At 49.5% G+C, this 17,597-nt stretch carries 16 protein-coding genes; 8 read left to right on the forward strand and 8 right to left on the reverse strand.

The annotated features are described in order from the left end of the window. Positions 1-84: 84 nt before the first annotated feature. From dapD to uxuA, 7 genes are all read right to left on the reverse strand, one after another. Positions 85-1,116 (reverse strand): 2,3,4,5-tetrahydropyridine-2,6-dicarboxylate N-succinyltransferase, encoded by a 1,032-nt coding sequence (gene dapD, locus J2X05_RS09135; protein WP_310071612.1) that lies wholly within the window; start codon positions 1,114-1,116, stop codon positions 85-87. 27 nt (positions 1,117-1,143) lie between these two features. After that, a complete protein-coding gene (locus J2X05_RS09140; RefSeq protein ID WP_310071615.1) occupies positions 1,144-1,488 on the reverse strand; it encodes an ArsC family reductase in 345 nt (114 codons plus the stop codon). 4 nt (positions 1,489-1,492) lie between these two features. After that, positions 1,493-2,164: an endonuclease III gene (nth, locus tag J2X05_RS09145; protein WP_310071618.1), complete on the reverse strand. Its 672-nt coding sequence runs from the start codon at positions 2,162-2,164 to the stop codon at positions 1,493-1,495. Next, positions 2,161-3,360, reverse strand: coding sequence for a succinyldiaminopimelate transaminase (dapC, locus tag J2X05_RS09150; protein ID WP_310071621.1), 1,200 nt, complete (start codon positions 3,358-3,360; stop codon positions 2,161-2,163). Before dapC ends, nth begins: the two co-directional genes overlap by 4 nt. A 19-nt stretch (positions 3,361-3,379) precedes the next feature. Then, the gene (locus J2X05_RS09155) at positions 3,380-6,070 is read right to left on the reverse strand and encodes a [protein-PII] uridylyltransferase (protein WP_310071623.1); all 2,691 of its coding nucleotides are present in this window, start codon (positions 6,068-6,070) and stop codon (positions 3,380-3,382) included. Between the two features lie 99 nt (positions 6,071-6,169). Continuing rightward, on the reverse strand, positions 6,170-6,940 hold the full coding sequence (gene map, locus J2X05_RS09160; protein WP_310071625.1) for a type I methionyl aminopeptidase: 771 nt from the start codon (positions 6,938-6,940) through the stop codon (positions 6,170-6,172). 165 nt (positions 6,941-7,105) lie between these two features. Next, positions 7,106-8,299: a mannonate dehydratase gene (gene uxuA / locus J2X05_RS09165; protein ID WP_310071628.1), complete on the reverse strand. Its 1,194-nt coding sequence runs from the start codon at positions 8,297-8,299 to the stop codon at positions 7,106-7,108. Between the two features lie 329 nt (positions 8,300-8,628). On the opposite strand from uxuA, the gene rpsB reads away from it, so the two are divergent. After that, positions 8,629-9,366, forward strand: coding sequence for a 30S ribosomal protein S2 (rpsB, locus tag J2X05_RS09170; RefSeq protein WP_310071629.1), 738 nt, complete (start codon positions 8,629-8,631; stop codon positions 9,364-9,366). Between the two features lie 127 nt (positions 9,367-9,493). Further along, positions 9,494-10,363 carry a translation elongation factor Ts gene (tsf, locus tag J2X05_RS09175; RefSeq protein WP_310071632.1) on the forward strand — a complete coding sequence of 290 codons (870 nt, stop codon included), beginning with the start codon at positions 9,494-9,496 and terminating at the stop codon, positions 10,361-10,363. Between the two features lie 84 nt (positions 10,364-10,447). On the opposite strand, the gene J2X05_RS09180 is transcribed toward tsf, so the two are convergent. Next, the gene (locus tag J2X05_RS09180) at positions 10,448-11,767 is read right to left on the reverse strand and encodes a GGDEF domain-containing protein (RefSeq protein ID WP_310071634.1); all 1,320 of its coding nucleotides are present in this window, start codon (positions 11,765-11,767) and stop codon (positions 10,448-10,450) included. A gap of 227 nt (positions 11,768-11,994) precedes the next feature. Between J2X05_RS09180 and pyrH the strand changes: the two genes are divergently transcribed. From pyrH to rseP, 6 genes are all read left to right on the forward strand, one after another. After that, a complete protein-coding gene (pyrH, locus tag J2X05_RS09185; protein WP_133683125.1) occupies positions 11,995-12,729 on the forward strand; it encodes a UMP kinase in 735 nt (244 codons plus the stop codon). Further along, positions 12,726-13,283, forward strand: a complete 558-nt coding sequence (gene frr, locus J2X05_RS09190) for a ribosome recycling factor (protein WP_310071639.1) — start codon at positions 12,726-12,728, stop codon at positions 13,281-13,283. The genes pyrH and frr overlap by 4 nt, the downstream gene beginning before the upstream one ends. A gap of 142 nt (positions 13,284-13,425) precedes the next feature. Continuing rightward, the gene (uppS, locus tag J2X05_RS09195; protein ID WP_310071643.1) at positions 13,426-14,160 is read left to right on the forward strand and encodes a polyprenyl diphosphate synthase; all 735 of its coding nucleotides are present in this window, start codon (positions 13,426-13,428) and stop codon (positions 14,158-14,160) included. Next, a complete protein-coding gene (locus J2X05_RS09200; protein WP_310071646.1) occupies positions 14,153-15,007 on the forward strand; it encodes a phosphatidate cytidylyltransferase in 855 nt (284 codons plus the stop codon). Before uppS ends, J2X05_RS09200 begins: the two co-directional genes overlap by 8 nt. Further along, the gene (gene ispC / locus J2X05_RS09205) at positions 15,008-16,207 is read left to right on the forward strand and encodes a 1-deoxy-D-xylulose-5-phosphate reductoisomerase (RefSeq protein ID WP_310071648.1); all 1,200 of its coding nucleotides are present in this window, start codon (positions 15,008-15,010) and stop codon (positions 16,205-16,207) included. Between the two features lie 22 nt (positions 16,208-16,229). Next, complete coding sequence (rseP, locus tag J2X05_RS09210) at positions 16,230-17,582, forward strand: sigma E protease regulator RseP (protein WP_310071650.1); 1,353 nt, start codon at positions 16,230-16,232, stop codon at positions 17,580-17,582. The last annotated feature ends 15 nt before the right edge of the window (positions 17,583-17,597 follow it).

Genomic DNA, 17,597 nt, shown 5'->3' on the forward strand with positions numbered 1-17,597 from the left:
GGTAGGGGCGCTGCTTGCTGCGCCCGCCTTGATTGTCGAAAAATAATGCGTTGAAAGCAGGGCGCAGCAAGCGGCGCCCTGCTATTAATTTTTGTGCAATGCAGTATTTAATTGCAGTGCGCTTTTATTCGTTACTACTTCTACGCGACCGGTAATGGAGTTGCGACGAAATACCAAATCAGAAACGCCTGCCAGCTCGCGCGCTTTCACTGTTTTTACTTCGCTACCTGCATCATCCAGGACAACTACTTTTGTACCTGCCGTGATGTAAAGGCCGGATTCTACTTTGCAGCGGTCGCCCAAGGGAATACCGATGCCAGCGTTGGCACCTATCAGGGATTCCTTGCCAACAGAGATCACAATATTACCACCGCCTGAGAGGGTACCCATAGTGGAGCTACCGCCGCCCAGATCGGAACCGGCGCCAACAAAAACGCCGGCAGAGATGCGTCCTTCAATCATCGCGGGGCCTTCGGTACCAGCGTTAAAGTTAACAAAACCTTCGTGCATGATGGTGGTGCCTTCGCCTAAATAGGCACCCAAGCGCACGCGCGCGGTGTGTGCAACACGTACACCTTTAGGTACAACGTAGTTGGTCATTTTAGGGAATTTATCGACGCAGGAAACTTCCAGTTCTTCGCCATTCAAACGCGCTTGCAGTTGACGTGCAGGCAGTTCGTTGACATCGATAGCGCCCTGGTTGGTCCAGGCAACATTGGGCAGCACGCCGAAAATGCCTGCTAGCACAGTGTTATGCGGTTTAACCAGACGGTGCGATAACAAATGCAGTTTCAAATAACCTTCCGGCACTGACGCGGGGTTGGTATCTGTTGCGAGTAAGGTGGCGACCAGCGGGCGTTTGCTATTGGCCAATGCTTTAGCGATTTCAGCTTGCGCGCTATCGCCCGCAATCGTCAGCGCTTGTGCAATTTCGCTTGCTTGGTTATTGGTTAAGGCGGTAGCTTGGTTGCCTTCGGTGTAACCCACAATGTTGGCAATCGCGCGTGCGCTGGCTTCGGTTGGATTTAATACGGGAAGTGCATAAAACACCTCCAGCCATTCACCTTTTGCGTTCTGTGTGCCTATACCTAAACCGAGTGCGTAGAGTTGAGTCATTTTTTTTCCTGACGATAGTTCAAATAATTAATTAAAAATGGTGGTGTATTCGGCGTCTTTAAAGCCGACGTATTTTTGTTTGCCAGTGTCGAGCAGTGGGCGTTTTATCAGCGTCGGGTTTTCACTGATAACAGTCGCCGCAGTGGTTTCGTTAAAATGGGTCTTGGTGGCTTCGTCCAATTCTTTCCAGGTGGTGCTGCGTTTGTTGACGAGTGTTTCCAAACCGATTTCTGTTATCCAGTTCTTTACTTGCGCTAGGGTTAAGCCATCGGCACGGAAGTCGTGAAAGCGATAATCCACATTATGCTGTTCAAGCCAGGAGCGGGCTTTTTTTACTGTGTCGCAGTTTTTTATACCGTATAAAGTAATCATAGGTTTAAGGTTTCAATACAATTTTTGGTTTTTTTCGTGTCGGATAACAGGTCCTGCATATTTCACACACTGTGCCATCGCAACTCCGTGCCGAGCAGAACTCACGGCCGTAATAAATAATTTGTAAATGCAATGCATTCCAGGTGTCTTGTGGAAAAAGACGTTTTAAATCTTTTTCGGTTTGCACCACATTTTTTCCGTTTGTTAAACCCCAGCGTTGTGCAAGGCGGTGGATATGGGTGTCTACCGCAAACGCCGGGTGCCCAAACGCCTGGCTCATGACCACGCTTGCCGTTTTGTGGCCTACACCAGGTAAACGTTCAAGCGCTTCCCAATCAGCGGGAACCTGGCCTTGGTGTTCATCAACCAGGATTTGCGATAACACCGAAATCGCTTTGGATTTTTGTGGTGACAAACCACAGGGGCGAATAATTTCCTGAATTTTTTCGACAGGTACTTTTGCCATATCGAAAGGGTTATCTGCCAGTGCAAAAAGCGCTGGTGTTACAGTGTTGACTCGTTCATCCGTGCATTGTGCCGAAAGCAAGACGGCGATTAATAGTGTGAAAGGGTCCTTGTGCTGCAATGGAATGGGCGGGTTGGGATAGAGGCTTTGCAGTTTATGCAAAATAAATTCTACCCGCGCCGTTTTGCTTAGGCTCTTGCTCTCACTCATAGCGATTGCACAAATGCCTTGATTCGCTCTGCAGCCTGGATACATTCAGCCAATGGTGCGACCAGTGCTAGACGCACGTAATGTTCGCCGGGATTAATGCCGTCCGCTTCGCGCGCTAAATAACTGCCGGGTAAAACTGTGACTTTTTGCTGGGCAAATAATTGCTGGGCAAATTTTTCGCCTTTGATCGGCGTTTTAGGCCAGAGATAAAAACTGGCATCTGGTTTTGCTACATCCAGCACACCATCCAGTATTGCCAAAACGGCATCGAACTTTTGGCGATAAGCTTCACGGTTATCGATCACGTGGCTTTCATCTTGCCATGCTGCAACGCTCGCTAATTGCGTTGGTACTGGCATAGCACAGCCGTGATAGGTGCGGTATAGCAGAAATTTTTCCAGGATTTTTGCATCACCGCCGACAAAGCCGGAACGCAATCCCGGCAAGTTGGAGCGTTTGGATAGGCTGTGAAATACCACGCAGCGGGCAAAATCATCGCGACCTAATTCAGCGCAAGCTTGCAGTAAACCGACGGGGGGATTTTGTTCATCAAAATACAATTCTGAATAGCATTCATCCGAAGCAATAACAAAATCATATTGATCGGCGAGCGCAATTAATTGTTTTAGTTGCGCGCAACTCATGACTGCGCCGGTTGGATTGCCGGGTGAGCAAATAAATAGTAGCTGGCAGCGCTCCCACACCGATGCAGGCACTGCGGCAAAATCGGGAATAAAATTATTCTCCGGCGTGCAGTTTAAAAAGTAAGGCTCTGCTCCGGATAAAATCGCGGCACCTTCATAAATTTGGTAAAAAGGATTGGGCGATACAATTAACGGGTTTGGTTTGCTGCGATCAACAATCGCTTGTGCAAACGCAAAGAGCGCTTCGCGGGTGCCGTTTACGGGCAGAACATGTTTATCCGCGGTAAAAGTTCCGCTATTTAAATGGAAGCGTTTGCTTGCCCAAGTAGCGATAGCCTCGCGTAATTCCGGTAAGCCTTTAGTGGTGGGGTAGTTTGATAACTTCACCAGATTTTTCACCAGAGTTTCCAGAACAAATGCCGGTGGCTCATGTTTGGGTTCGCCGATGGACAACATAATATCGGTGAGTTGTGCAGGTGCAGTTACTGCCGCTTTGAGGGCGGCGAGCTTTTCAAATGGGTAGGGATGTAACTGGTTTAAATCCGGGTTCATAGTGTGTTGTCAAAATAAATTAAAGTTTATCGACGCGTTTATCCAATTGCTCGCAAATTTGTTGTTGTAATTTTTCGCAGAGCTCGGGGTCGCTCAAAGGTTTTCCTTCGCTCGTGGCGATAAAAAACATATCTTCTACGCGCTCGCCCAAGGTGGCGATGCGTGCATTCAATAATTGAATATCAAAATCCATAAAAATACGGCCAATACAGGCAAGCAGGCCGGGGCGATCCGGACTGATGACTTCCAGCACGCTGCAATTGCGAATCGTATCGGTATTGAGTGTGGTACGTGTGGGCGATGCAAAATATTTCAGACGGCGTGGTGTGCGACGGCCAATGACTTCGCGGTAATTATCATTCACCAAACTCAGCTCATCGATCAATGCCTGTTGGATTTTTTTAAGCAGTGCGGGGTTATTGCCTAATGGCTCTCCATTTTCGTTGAGTACAAAAAAGGTATCAATGGTGTAACCGGATTTCGAGCTGTAAATCTTTGCATCTTGAATGCTGAGGTTGGAGTTGCTGAGTGCCGTTGCAGCAGCGACAAATACGTTTTTTTGGTTTTTGCTGTACACAAAAATTTGGGTTGCACCGGCTAATTCTTTGCTAGTGGTTTTTTTGATCAGCACCAACGGTTTGTCATCGGTACGGGCGGCAATTGCTTCTGTGTGCCATGCGATATCGACAAAGTTTTCGCGCAGGAAGTAGTCGTCACCCATATCGCCCCAGAGTGCGAGCACCTGTTCTTTACTCAAACCTTTGCGCGCAAGCTTGCGAATCGCTGCTTGCTGCGTCTCTTCGATTAAATCCTGCTTATCGACGTTGTTTTCCAAGCCGCGACGCAGTGCGCGGCGGGTATCCAAATACAAATTGCGCAGCAAGCTCGCGCGCCAGGTGTTCCACAATTCTTTGTTGGTGCCATTGATGTCGGCAACGGTGAGGCAATATAAATAATCCAAATGTAACTGGTCGCCCACAGTCAGCGCGAAATTATGGATGACCTCTGGATCGGAAATGTCCTGCTTTTGCGATACCTGCGACATCAACAAATGTTTTTCAACCAGCCAGCAAATCAAACGCGTTTCGCGCGGCGATATGCCGTGGCGCGCGCAAAATTCTTCGGCATCGACTGCACCGAGCGTGGAGTGATCGCCACCGCGACCTTTGCCGATATCGTGATACAAACCGGCGATGTATAGCAGCTCCAGTTTGGGCAGGCGGTTCATTATGGTGGCGGCGACAGGGAAATCTTCTTTTGCTGATGGCAACAGGAAGTTACACATGTTCTGCACAACTTTGAGTGTGTGTGCATCGACAGTGTAGATATGAAATAAATCGTGTTGCATTTGGCCGGTAACCTGGCCGAATTCCGGCAGGTACAAACCGAGGATACCGTAGCGCGACATGCGCTTTAATTGTTCAACCAAACCGGCGGGTTGTTGCAGTAATTTAATAAACAGCTGCGTATTTTTTGGATTGGAGCGGAAGCTGTCATCAATTAAATGACGGCTTTCGCGAATCCAGCGAATAGTGGATGCACGCACACCTTCAATCTGTGGGTTTTGTGCCATCAGCACAAACATTTCCAGCAATGCCGACGGGTTTTCTTCAAAGACATAGGTATGTGTTGCTTCGATATAGTTGTCGCGCAACTGAAAGCGTTCGTTGATCGATACCACGCTTTTGGTTTTGCCTTTTTGCAAAATGGCTTCGGACAAAAATTGCAGTACTACATCGTTGAGTTCGCGCAATGCGAGCACGGTGCGATAGTACTTATGCATGAATTGCTCTACCGCCAAACCTTCCTTGCCATCGACGTAGCCAAAAAATTTGGCGATCTCGCGCTGGTAATCAAACAGCAAGCGCTCTTCCGGACGTTTGGCCGTCATGTGCAGCGCATAGCGCACCCGCCATAAATATTCTTCGCCGGAATTGAGCAGGGAAAATTCTTCGTCGGTAAAAAATCCTTTACCTTCCAGCTGTTTAATCGTGCGTACACCAAAGTAACGCTTGGTAACCCAATTGATGGTTTGGATGTCGCGCAAGCCGCCGGGGGCGTTTTTGATATTGGGCTCGAGGTTGTATTCGGTATCGTTGTACTTTTTGTGGCGATCCAATTGTTCCTGATATTTTGCGCGGAAAAATTCTTCGATCGGCCAAATTTTATCGGGGTTTGATTCTTGCAGCAGTTCATAGCGCAGCGATTGGTCGCCGACCAAAGTGCGCGATTCCATAATATTGGTGGCGACGGTGATATCGGTGCGTGCAATTTCAATCGTTTGTTTGACGGTGCGCACGCTGCTGCCGATTTCCAAACCTATGTCCCACAGGAGCGTGAGAAATTTTTCGATATTGTCTTTGCAGCTTTCCAATATTTCAGGGCGGTGCAAAATTAACAAATCGATATCGGAACCTGGATGCAACTCGCCGCGTCCATAGCCGCCAACGGCTTCAAGACTTATGCTGTCCGGCCATTCAAATTGATACCAGGCGTAGTGCAATACACAGTCGATAAACAACGCGCGTTCATACACCAGTGCGCGTATGTCTTCACCTTCAATAAAGCGGCGATTGGCTTGGGTGCCAGCAGCGTTGATAGCATCTTTAAAAACGGTGATGATGGGTTTTTCGGCCAGCGCGCGGCGAAAGCGGCTTTGGTCAAAGAAAAACAATGGCCGCTCGAAATAGGGCACCGCATTAATCGACATGGGTTTACTGGATTCCTGAGGAATTGACGGCTGGGCTGGTGGGGTAGCTGAGGCGGGTTTGTTAAAAACCCGCTTTAAAAAATCCGGCAAGCTCATCGTTTAAAAAACTTCGCCGGTGCGTGCGGTTAATACTTCCACGCCGTCTTTAGTCACCACCATGGTGTGCTCCCACTGCGCGGAAAGGCGGCCGTCTTTTGTTTCTACTGTCCAGCCGTCATTTTTCAATTTGGTTTGCGGTTTGCCAGCGTTGATCATCGGCTCGATGGTAAAGGCCATGCCTTCTTTTAATTCCATGCCGGTGCCAGGGCGACCGTAGTGCAGGATTTGTGGATCTTCATGGAATACTTTGCCGATCCCATGCCCGCAATATTCACGTACAACCGAGTAGTAGGCGCCTTCAGCATGTTGCTGGATGACATGGCCGATATCGCCCAAGCGACATCCTGGTTTCACCAGTTTGATGGCTTTGTACATGCATTCCTGGGTGACATTAACCAATCGCTCGGCGTGCGGGGCGGGCGGGCCGACAAAATACATAGCGCTAGTGTCGCCATGGTAGCCCTCATAAATCACAGTTACATCAATGTTGATGATGTCACCTGTTTTAAGGACTTTTTTATCGGAGGGGATTCCGTGGCACACCACTTGATTGACAGAGGTGCAAATCGATTTGGGAAAGCCGCGATAGCCAAGACAGGCTGGAATGGCTTTTTGCACATTCACTATGTGGTCGTGGCAGAGCTGATCCAACTCGGCAGTAGTAACGCCCGGCTGGACATGCGGGCCAATCATTTCCAACACTTCGGCAGCCATACGGCCGGCGATGCGCATTTTCTCGATTTCTTCCGGAGTTTTGATAGTAACTGACATGAATTCAGGCGATCTCAGCGGGTGAATGAAAAGATGCCGCATTCTAAACGATTCTATGCCGGTTTGACCAAGATCAATCCTTTATTGGTGTAATAGCCAAAACTCGTAGCCCGCTATGAAGCGCAGCGGAATACGGGATGTCTGCCGTTTCCGCCCTAACACTTATTATTGTGCAGCTCGCGCTCGCAAACTGGTCAGGGTATGAATTACTCCACGCAATTCAGCCAGGCCTTTCATCCGGCCAGCATAGGAATAGCCTGGGTTAATGCCTGGCTTGCCGATCTCGTCCCCCATTAAATGACCATGGTCCGGGCGCATGGAGATTGCAGGAAGGTTGATGTGGTTGCGTTTGCGGCGCTCTTCTTCATCCAGCAGCGCATCTATCAAGCCGACCATATCGTTGTCGCCATCAAGGTGATCCGACTCGAAGAAGGAGCCGTCCTCTTCGCGCTTGATATTGCGCAGGTGCACAAAGTAAATCCGCTCGCCAAATTCCCGTGCCATGGCAACCAGATCGTTATCGCAGCGCGCGCCGTAAGAGCCCGCACACAGTGTCAGGCCATTGGCGGGGCTGGGGACTGCGTTGAGTAGCGCGCGGGCGTCATCAGCAGTTGATACTACCCGAGGCAAACCGAATAGCGAAAATGGCGGGTCATCGGGATGGATGCACATGCGCACTCCGGCTTCTTCGGCAACGGGGATAATCTCGCGCAGGAATGCAAACAGGTTCGCGCGCATGCCTTCATCACCCATTTGGATAAACAGGTCGATAGCCGCACGGATACCATCGCGATCATAGGAGCCTTCACCGCCCGGCAATCCGGCGATGATGTTTTTCTCCAGTAGGACTTTTTCTTCCTCACTCATGACATCCAGGCGCGCTTTGGCTTTGGCGAGCACATCGGGGCGATAGGATTGTTCAGCACCGGGGCGCTTCAATATATAGGCATCGTAAGCGGCAAAATCGCTCATCTCAAAACGCAGGGCGCGGGCATTGTTGGGCAAGGTGTAGTTGAGATTGGTGCGGGTCCAATCCACAACCGGCATAAAGTTGTAGCAGACATCGTAAACACCGGCGGCACCGACATTGCGGATCGACTCTTTATAGTTGTCGATATACTGCTGGAAGTTGCCGGTGCGGGTTTTGATATCGTTGTGCAGTGGGATGCTTTCGATAACTGCCCACTCAAGGCCAGCGGCCTCAATCAATCGTTTGCGTTCGAGGATATCCCCCATCGGCCAAACGGCTCCAGTCGGGATGTGGTGTAGGGAAGTGACTATGCCGGTGGCTCCGGCTTGGGAGATATTTTCAAGACTGACTGTATCTTTAGGGCCAAACCAACGCCAGGTTTCTTTCATTGTGATATCTCTGATGAAATTTTTCGGGAGCTTATATGACTAGTGTACAAGTTGAAAGGATGTTGGCCTAGAGTCTAAGCAGTTCCTTACACTGGCAAAATCATGGTCGGACCGTGTTTTTGGTTTCTCCGGCAGCTTTTTTGTGGTATAAAGCGCGCCTCTTTTTGGGCTGAGTGCTACTCGACCCATCCGAGAACCTTGTTTTCACTTAATTTACCAACGTCACATATATACCGACACGCAAAACCTGGGTGCCCAATGCTCGCTTCGGCGGACATGATGGTTGGTTAGCGGGGTGTATAGAGGCCTAACCCAGTAGGAATACTAAAATGCCACAAGTAAGCATGCGCGACATGTTGTCTGCCGGTGTCCACTTCGGTCACCAAACCCGTTACTGGAACCCAAAGATGGGTAAATACATCTTCGGTGCACGTAACAAGATCCATATTATTAACCTTGAGCACACCGTTCCTGCATTCAACGAAGCTTTGGCTTTGGTGCAACAAATGGCGTCGCAAAAGAAAAAAATTCTGTTTGTTGGTACCAAGCGCGCTGCGCAAAAAATTATCAAAGAGCAGGCTGAACGTGCTGGCCAGCCTTTCGTAAGCCACCGTTGGTTAGGTGGTATGTTGACCAACTACAAAACCATCCGTGCGTCTATCCGTCGTCTGTCAGAACTGACTACACAAAGTCAGGACGGTACCTTCACCAAGCTGACCAAAAAAGAAGCTTTGATGCGTACTCGCGATATGGAAAAGCTGGAGCGTTCTATCGGCGGTATCAAAAACATTGCCGGTCTACCTGATGCAATGTTTGTAATCGACGTTGATCACGAGCGTATTGCCATTCAAGAAGCTAACAAGTTGGGAATCCCTGTTATTGGTATCGTTGATACTAACAGCAACCCCGAAGGCGTTGACTATGTAATTCCAGGTAACGACGACGCCATCCGTGCGATCAAGTTGTATGTTGCTGCTATTGCTGACGCTTGTCTGGAAGGTGGTAAATCAGCATCTTCAGTTCCAAACAAAGATGAATACGTAGCTGCCGAAGGCGCTGCTGAGTAATCGTAAGCAGTAATCAAACGACCATAAAACTCCAGTAGCCTGCATGCAGGCACAGAGTTGTCGGAAGAGGGGGCTTAGCCCCCTTTTTTCAAAATTGAATTCGAACATTTCTATAGAGGAAACAACCATGACAGCTGTTACTCCTGCATTGGTAAAAGAACTGCGCGACCGTACTGGTTTGGGCATGATGGAATGTAAAAAAGCGTTGGGCGAAGCCAATGGTGACGTTGATTTGGCGATCGAAAACCTGCGTAAAGTATCTGGCTTGAAAGCGGCTAAAAAAGAAGGCCGTACTGCAGCTGATGGTGTTGTTGCGGTTAAAGTTGCACCGGATAACAGCTACGGCGTAATCGTAGAAGTTAACTCTGAAACTGACTTCGTTGCGCGCGATGCTGGCTTCCTCGCTTTCGTAAACACTGTGTTGGATAAAGCTTTCACTACCAAGCAATCCGACGTTGCTGCTGTTATGGCGGGCGAGTTGGAAGCGGCACGTGAAGCACTGGTACAGAAAATCGGTGAAAAAATCAGCGTTCGTCGCATCAGCTTGGTTGAAGGCGGCGTAGTTGGTGGTTACTTGCATTTGAACAACCGCATCGCGGTATTGGTTCAATTGGAAGGTGGCAACGAAGAAACTGCTAAAGACGTTGCTATGCACGTGGCTGCGGTTAACCCACAAGTGGTTAGCTCTGACCAGATGCCAGCTGACGTAGTAGAGAAAGAAAAAGAAATCATCCGTGCTCAACCAGACATGGCTGGTAAACCAGCTGAGATCGTCGAGAAGATGATTGTTGGCCGTATCAGCAAATTCCTGAAAGAAGCTAGCTTGGTTGATCAAGCTTTCGTTAAGAACCCGGAGCAAACTGTTGCCCAATTCGCTAAAGCAGCGGGTGCAACTGTGAAGAATTTTGTGCGTCTGGAAGTGGGCGAAGGTATCGAAGTTGCAGTAGTCGACTTCGCTGCTGAAGTTGCTGCACAAGTTGCTGCTTCAAAGGCGTAATTAGCTTTCACTAATTTGCCATGTAAAAACCCGCACGGGTAACCTGTGCGGGTTTTTTATGCTCCAGTGTTTTGTTTGCTTGAGCTACATGGGTTCGTCTGCATAAATGCAGCAGTTTCGACCCTGCTCTTTTGCTTTGTATAGGGCGTTATCAGTGCGTTTGAAGCAGCTCGCAAAATCCTCCCCGGGCAATTGTTGCCCCACACCAAAACTGGCGGTTACAGACAGTGGTTTATCTGTTTCGCACTGTGAGTTGAATATGGCGGCGCGGATAATCTCTGCGAGTCCCATTGCCGTGGTTTTGCTGGCGCCAGGCAATAGCACGATAAACTCTTCGCCACCCCAGCGCCCAACATAATCCCCGGCGCGCACATGTTGCTGGATAATTTGGGTGACGTGTTGTAAAACGCGGTCGCCCGTATCGTGCCCGCGCAGGTCGTTTACGCGTTTGAAGTGATCTATATCGATGATCATCAGTGCATAGTCGGGTTGATCGGGTGCTTTGATGTGGCCGCGTCCGGCGAGGCTTGCCACTATTTGGTCGATGCCAAACCGGTTGTAGATCTGCGTTAGTGGGTCAACCGTGGATAGGCGGCGAAATTTATTGGTTTCTTCTTGTAGTTGTTCGTTGCTGCTGCTGAGTTTGTTGATGATCTGGGTGTCGTGTTTGGTTTGCTTGCTCAGCTGGATCAGGCGTGTAATCGCGTAAACGAGTATTCCAAGCATCCAGAGGCAAAGAATAGCCAGATACCAGTACTCAATATTGATCCATTCACCATGTAACTCGAGTTTATCAATAGAGAAAGAGTGAGTGCCGGGTTTGATGGGTTCCCCGAAATCCACCGTGATTACCATGGCATTGTCCATTTCCGGCGAGGAACCTGACAGCGGGATATTATATTGGCTTAGCCACCAGTCTGCTGCCACAAATGCTGGTAGTGCGATGCGATTTTCCTTGTTGAGTTCGCTGGTGTGGATTTGAATCGCATTAAATTTTGTGCTGTTGTTATCGCTGGGTTTGGAGTAAGCGGGGTTGTAGTTGCGAATTGCAATGCGCACTTTATTTGCGCTTCCGCTGTAGTTCAAGTGCAGCACTAGATGTTCGTAGATGGATAGGTCCATGCCTGTGTCGGCTGATTTGGAGAGGTCTATCGTGAGTGCACAGGGAAGGTAATCTGTTTTGTAGTTTTCCGGGTAGTTGCATTTCCACGCAGTATGGGCCTCGTTTGTCCACTCGGATGAGGGGGTGCCATCGGGCAGGGCAAGGGTCAGTAAGTAAAGTCTCGCACTACTGTCTGGTAGTAACACCACTTTTTTGTTGGGGATAAAGTGCACCCCTATAACCAAAAAAGCGGTAATCAGGATTGCGGCGAGTAAGATCGAGTTAACGTTTTTATCATTCATTATTGGTCTGGAGCCTAGTTAGCTTGATTCAAGTATTGACTAGAAGGGGATATTTTCAATGTCGATTTTGCAAATGGTCTGGAAGATGCTGATCCATTCCCCATTCCCGGTAAAAGTGAGCAACTCTAGCCACCTGCGGGACTGATTTCTGTTACACTGCACCGATTTTTTCGGCCCCTCAGTATGGGTGGGTATTAGCGGCTAACTCATTGTTTTGGAGAGCATTTATGTCCGGCCCAAGAGATAAAAAGTACAAGCGTATTTTATTGAAACTCAGCGGCGAAGAGCTGATGGGTACCGAGGGTTTCGGGATTGACCCCAAGGTGCTCGACAAAATGGCCTTGGAAATTGGCCAATTAGTGGGCATAGGTGTGCAGGTGGGATTGGTAATCGGCGGTGGTAATTTATTCCGTGGCGCAGCGCTCAGTGCGGCTGGCTTGGATCGTGTTACCGGCGACCATATGGGCATGTTGGCCACAGTGATGAATGCCTTGGCGATGCGCGATGCGCTGGAGCGTTCAAATATATCGTCCCGTGTTATGTCAGCTATCCCCATGAGTGGTGTGGTTGAGCATTATGACCGCCGCCGCGCGGTGCGTTTTTTGAACTCCGGTGAAGTGGTTATATTTTCTGCCGGTACCGGCAACCCCTTTTTTACTACTGACTCTGCCGCCTGTTTGCGCGGTATTGAAGTCGATGCCGATATCGTATTGAAGGCAACCAAGGTGGATGGTGTTTACTCTGCTGATCCGAAAAAAGATCCAACCGCAACTAAATACGATCGTCTTTCTTACGACGAAGTCTTGGATAAAAAATTAGGTGTGATGGATTTGACGGCTATTTGTTTGTGCCGCGAGCACGACATGCCGGTGCGGGTATTCCGCATGAATAAAACCGGCGCACTGCTAAATATCGTTGTAGGTAGCAACGAAGGTACTTTGATTGAAGAGGACAAATCATGATTAATGACATCAAAAAAGACGCCGAAGCGCGTATGAAAAAGGCCGTTGAAGTGCTCAGTCTGAATTTCAATAAAATTCGCACTGGCCGTGCGCATCCAAGCTTGTTGGATGGCATTCTTGTTGATTACTACGGTACTCCAACACCCTTGGCGCAAGTGGGCAATATTAATATCGAAGATGCACGCACCCTGTCTATCAGCCCTTGGGAGCGCAATTTGGTTCCGGCGATTGAAAAAGCGATTATGAAATCCGATTTGGGTTTAAATCCGTCCACTAACAATGGCCTGATTCGTATTCCGCTGCCGATGTTGACTGAAGAAACGCGCAAGAATTTTATCAAGCAGGCGCGTGCTGAAGCAGAGAATGGCCGTGTTGCTGTGCGCAATGTGCGCCGCGATGTATTGGGTGATGTAAAAGCGCTGCTGAAAGATAAGGCAATTGGCGAAGATGATGATCGCCGCGCACAGGACGAAATCCAAAAAATTACCGACAAATATATCGCCGAAGTTGATAAGGCTCTCGCTGCGAAAGAAGTGGATTTGATGGCTGTTTAATCCGCATCACCCGGTTGGGGATGGCGCTGTCTACGGTCACCCCAATCTCGCCCACTACACAACACCTATAAATAGCAGATTACAAAAAAGCAAAAACGGGTCATCGATCTATTCGATAAAGCCTGCTGCCGGGAGAGTATGCGTGACTGACAATAGTCTTCGCCATGTGGCGATCATTATGGATGGCAATAATCGCTGGGCTAAACAGCGCGGTATGGCGGGAGTTTCTGGCCATAAAGTCGGTGTTGAGCGTATCCGCGATGTGATGGCGGCGTGTCAGGAAGTGGGTGTGGAAGTGCTCACGGTGTTTGCATTCAGCAGTGAAAATTGGCGTCGTCCACCAGTGGAGGTGGAGGCACTTATGTCGCTGTTTCTGCTGTATCTCAAAAATGAAGCCAAAGCGCTCAAGAAAAAAGATGTAGCGCTGCGTGTGATTGGCAATCGCGAGCGCTTTAGTCCTTCCATCCAAAAAGCCATAGCTGCCGCAGAAGAGTTGACACGCGGTGGTAAAACCACCTTGGTCATCGCTGCCGATTACGGTGGCCGCTGGGATATTGCTGAGGCGGCAAAAAAGCTCGCACTCCAGGTTGCGGCAGGTGAATTGGATCCTGCGACGATTACTGAATATTCCTTGCACGAGCACACTTGTCTCGCTGACTTGCCACCGCTGGATTTGTTGATCCGAACCGGTGGTGAAGTGCGCATCAGTAATTTTTTATTATGGCAGTGCGCTTATGCCGAGTTATTTTTCAGCGAAAAACTCTGGCCGGATTTTGATGGTAACGAGCTGAAAAAAGCCGCTGCCAGTTTCCATGAGCGCCAACGCCGTTTTGGTATGACTGGTGACCAAATCGATGCGGGGGCACTCCATGCTTAAACAGCGTGTTATTACCGCCCTGGTGCTTGCCGTTATTTTCCTCGCGGCCTTATTTGGTTTGCCTGCGGGTTATTTTTCATTTTTTATTGGTGCTGTTTTATTAATTGGCGCTTGGGAATGGGCTAGTTTGTCTGGATTTTCCGCCCTGTGGCAGCGCCTTGTTTATTCTTTTGCGCTACTGATCCTGCTGGTTGTTGCTTCACGCTATTTGGGTTTTGAAGGCGAGGCCAGCCCCCGGCTCAACAACGAGGCTATCCGTGATCTATTAGCCGTGGGTTGTGGTTGGTGGGCATTGGCGTTGTTGCTCGTGCAGGGTTATCCCAGTAGTAGTGTGCTCTGGGGACACAAAGCCCTGCGGTTAGCGATGGGGGTGATGGTACTCATCCCTACGTGGGTAGCCTTGGTTTATGTTCGCCAGCAAAACAATGGCGCTTGGTTGGTGCTCTTGCTGATGCTCGTTGTCGCTGCAGCAGATAGTGGTGGCTATTTTGCCGGGCGCCGTTTTGGTAAGCACAAGTTGGCACCGGCAGTGAGTCCGGGCAAAACTTGGGAGGGATTTGCTGGCGGTTTTCTAGCGAATTGTCTGCTGGCTCTTATTGTCAGCCAGGTTTTCAATCAGAGCCTTTTATTGATGCTGGTGTTGATTGTTCCTACCAGTTTGATCTCGGTGTTGGGTGATTTGTTGGAAAGTATGGTCAAGCGTCATGCAGGTGCAAAGGACAGTGGCAGCATTTTACCCGGCCACGGGGGCATTCTTGATCGTGTAGACGGTATTACTGCCGGTGCGCCGGTATTTGCGTTGGCGCTGCTGGCAAGCGGCGCATTTAGCTCTGGTGTGGGTGTTTAAATGCAGGCTATACCTCAGCAAATTACTATCCTTGGCGCGACTGGTTCAATCGGCGTCAGTACGTTGGATGTTATTGCTCGCCATCCGGAGCGCTATCAGGTATTTGCGCTAAGTGCCGATCGTCGCTGGCAGCTATTGGCAACACAGTGCTTAATTCATAAGCCTCGTTATGCGGTGTTAAATGATCCCATTGCTGCTCTTGAGTTGGAGCGCGAATTGCGCCGCCAGGATTGTGCAACCGAAGTGTTGCAAGGTGCCGATGCTTTAGCAGCGGTTGTAGCGCATGAGCAAGTCGATACGGTTATGGCCGCAATTGTGGGTGCGGTTGGATTGCTACCAACATTGGCAGCGGTTAAGGCGGGCAAAAAAGTGTTGCTTGCCAATAAAGAAGCCCTGGTGATGGCGGGGGGCTTGTTTACCCGCGCTGTCGCTGAGCATGGTGCAATCCTGTTGCCCATCGATAGCGAGCACAATGCCATCTTTCAATGCCTCCCCAATCATCGCACCGATTATCTGGCTGAAGGCCTTAAATCGAGTGGTGTGCGGAAAATCCTGTTGACGGCGTCTGGCGGCCCGTTCCGCAATACACCCATAGCCGATTTGGCCAAAGTGACACCTGAGCAAGCCTGCGCCCATCCCAACTGGAGTATGGGGCAAAAAATTTCGGTCGATTCAGCCACTATGCTTAACAAAGGCTTGGAGCTAATAGAAGCCTGCTGGCTATTCAATACCCGCCCGCAGAGCGTGCAAGTGGTAATCCATCCGCAGAGCGTTATTCACTCTATGGTCGAATATATTGACGGTTCGGTATTGGCGCAGTTGGGTAATCCCGATATGCGCACACCTATCGCCCATGCATTGGCTTGGCCGGAGCGTATTGAATCAGGTGTGTCCAGCCTTGATATTATCGCCACCGCCCGGCTTGACTTCAGTGCGCCGGATTATGAGCGTTTTCCCTGCTTACGCTTGGCACAGCAAGCTGCAGAAGTTTCCGGTACTGCACCGGCAATACTTAATGCTGCCAATGAAATCGCAGTGGCGGCATTTTTGAATCGATCAATTCGCTTTGACCAGATAGCCTTGGTGATCGACCATGTGCTTTCGCATCTTTCATCCTGTGATCCACTCAATCTAGCGCAGATCCAAAGTGCAGATGCAGAAGCTCGCGCTCTGGCGCAGCAGTTGATTGCGCGTTGGTGACTTTTATCCCGAGGCAGTATCCATGGAATTAATCCAGACGATTGTGTCTTTTCTGGTGGCTTTGCTGATTCTGGTTTCAATCCATGAATTCGGACATTTTTATGTCGCGCGACGCTGTGGCGTGAAGGTGCATCGTTTTTCCATTGGGTTTGGCAAAGTGCTTTGGTCATGGCGGGATAAACAAGGTACCGAGTATGCCTTGGCTGCATTGCCTTTGGGTGGCTATGTCAAAATGCTGGATGAGCGCGAGGGCGACGTCGCTCCCGAAGAGCGTCATTTGGCCTTTAACAATAAAACGGTATGGCAGCGTATTGCGATAGTAGCGGCTGGCCCGCTAGCTAATTTTTTATTGGCAATACTGCTGTTTTGGTTTTTATTGCTTCAAGGGCAGCGCGATTTAATTCCTGTGATTGATAAGGTCGAGCCGGGTTCTGTAGCAGCCCAAGCGGGGTTGGAGTCTGGACAGGAAATTATCGCTGTCGATGGAGAGCCAACGCCAACCTGGCAAGCGCTCAATAAAGCGCTACTCAATCGGCTGGGCGAAACAGGGAAGATTAGCTTTAAGGTCGCCTATCCTGACTCGCAATTTAATTATGAATCTGAAGCACATTTGGTTGAATGGTTACGTGACGCAGCTGACCCCAATCCGATAGAGGGTTTAGGCATTACCTTATACCTCCCCAAAATCCCTCCTATTGTTGGCGAAGTTCTTACCGCCAGCCCCGCTGAGAAAGCCGGTCTTAAAGAGGGAGATAAGATTCTCAAGGTCGATGACTTGGTTATCGACGACTGGCAAACCTGGGTTGAATACGTGCGCAAGCATCCAGGTAATGCATTGCAAGTCAATTTCGAGCGAGATGCGCAGATATTGCAAGTAACCCTTATTCCAGAGTCGGTGGAGGAGGATGGGCAGCGTCTTGGGCGTATAGGTGTTGGGGTAAAAGCTTATACCATACCTGAAGATATGATCCGCTCTTATGACTATTCTATTTCCGGTGCCTTTGTGGCCGGCGTCAACAAAACCTGGGAAACCTCGGGATTTGTTCTTTTATCAGTCAAAAAATTGATTCTTGGCGAAATTTCCACGAAAAACTTGAGTGGACCGATAACCATTGCTAAGGTGGCGGGCTCTTCGGCCGAGAGCGGCCTGAGGAGCTTTATTGGTTTTGTCGCCCTGCTCAGTGTATTCCTGGCAGTCTTCAACCTTTTACCTATCCCGGTACTGGATGGCGGGCACTTATTTTATTACTTGATTGAAGTAATTAAGCGGAAACCGGTGTCCGACAGAGTGCAGATGCTGGGGTATCAGGTTGGGCTCTTTCTGGTGATCAGTCTAAGTATCCTGGCGCTGTATAACGACATAATGCGGCTTTGATCTGGCAGTTCTGTG

Origin of the sequence: Cellvibrio fibrivorans (assembly GCF_031457055.1) — a bacterium.
Lineage (GTDB): Bacteria > Pseudomonadota > Gammaproteobacteria > Pseudomonadales > Cellvibrionaceae > Cellvibrio > Cellvibrio fibrivorans.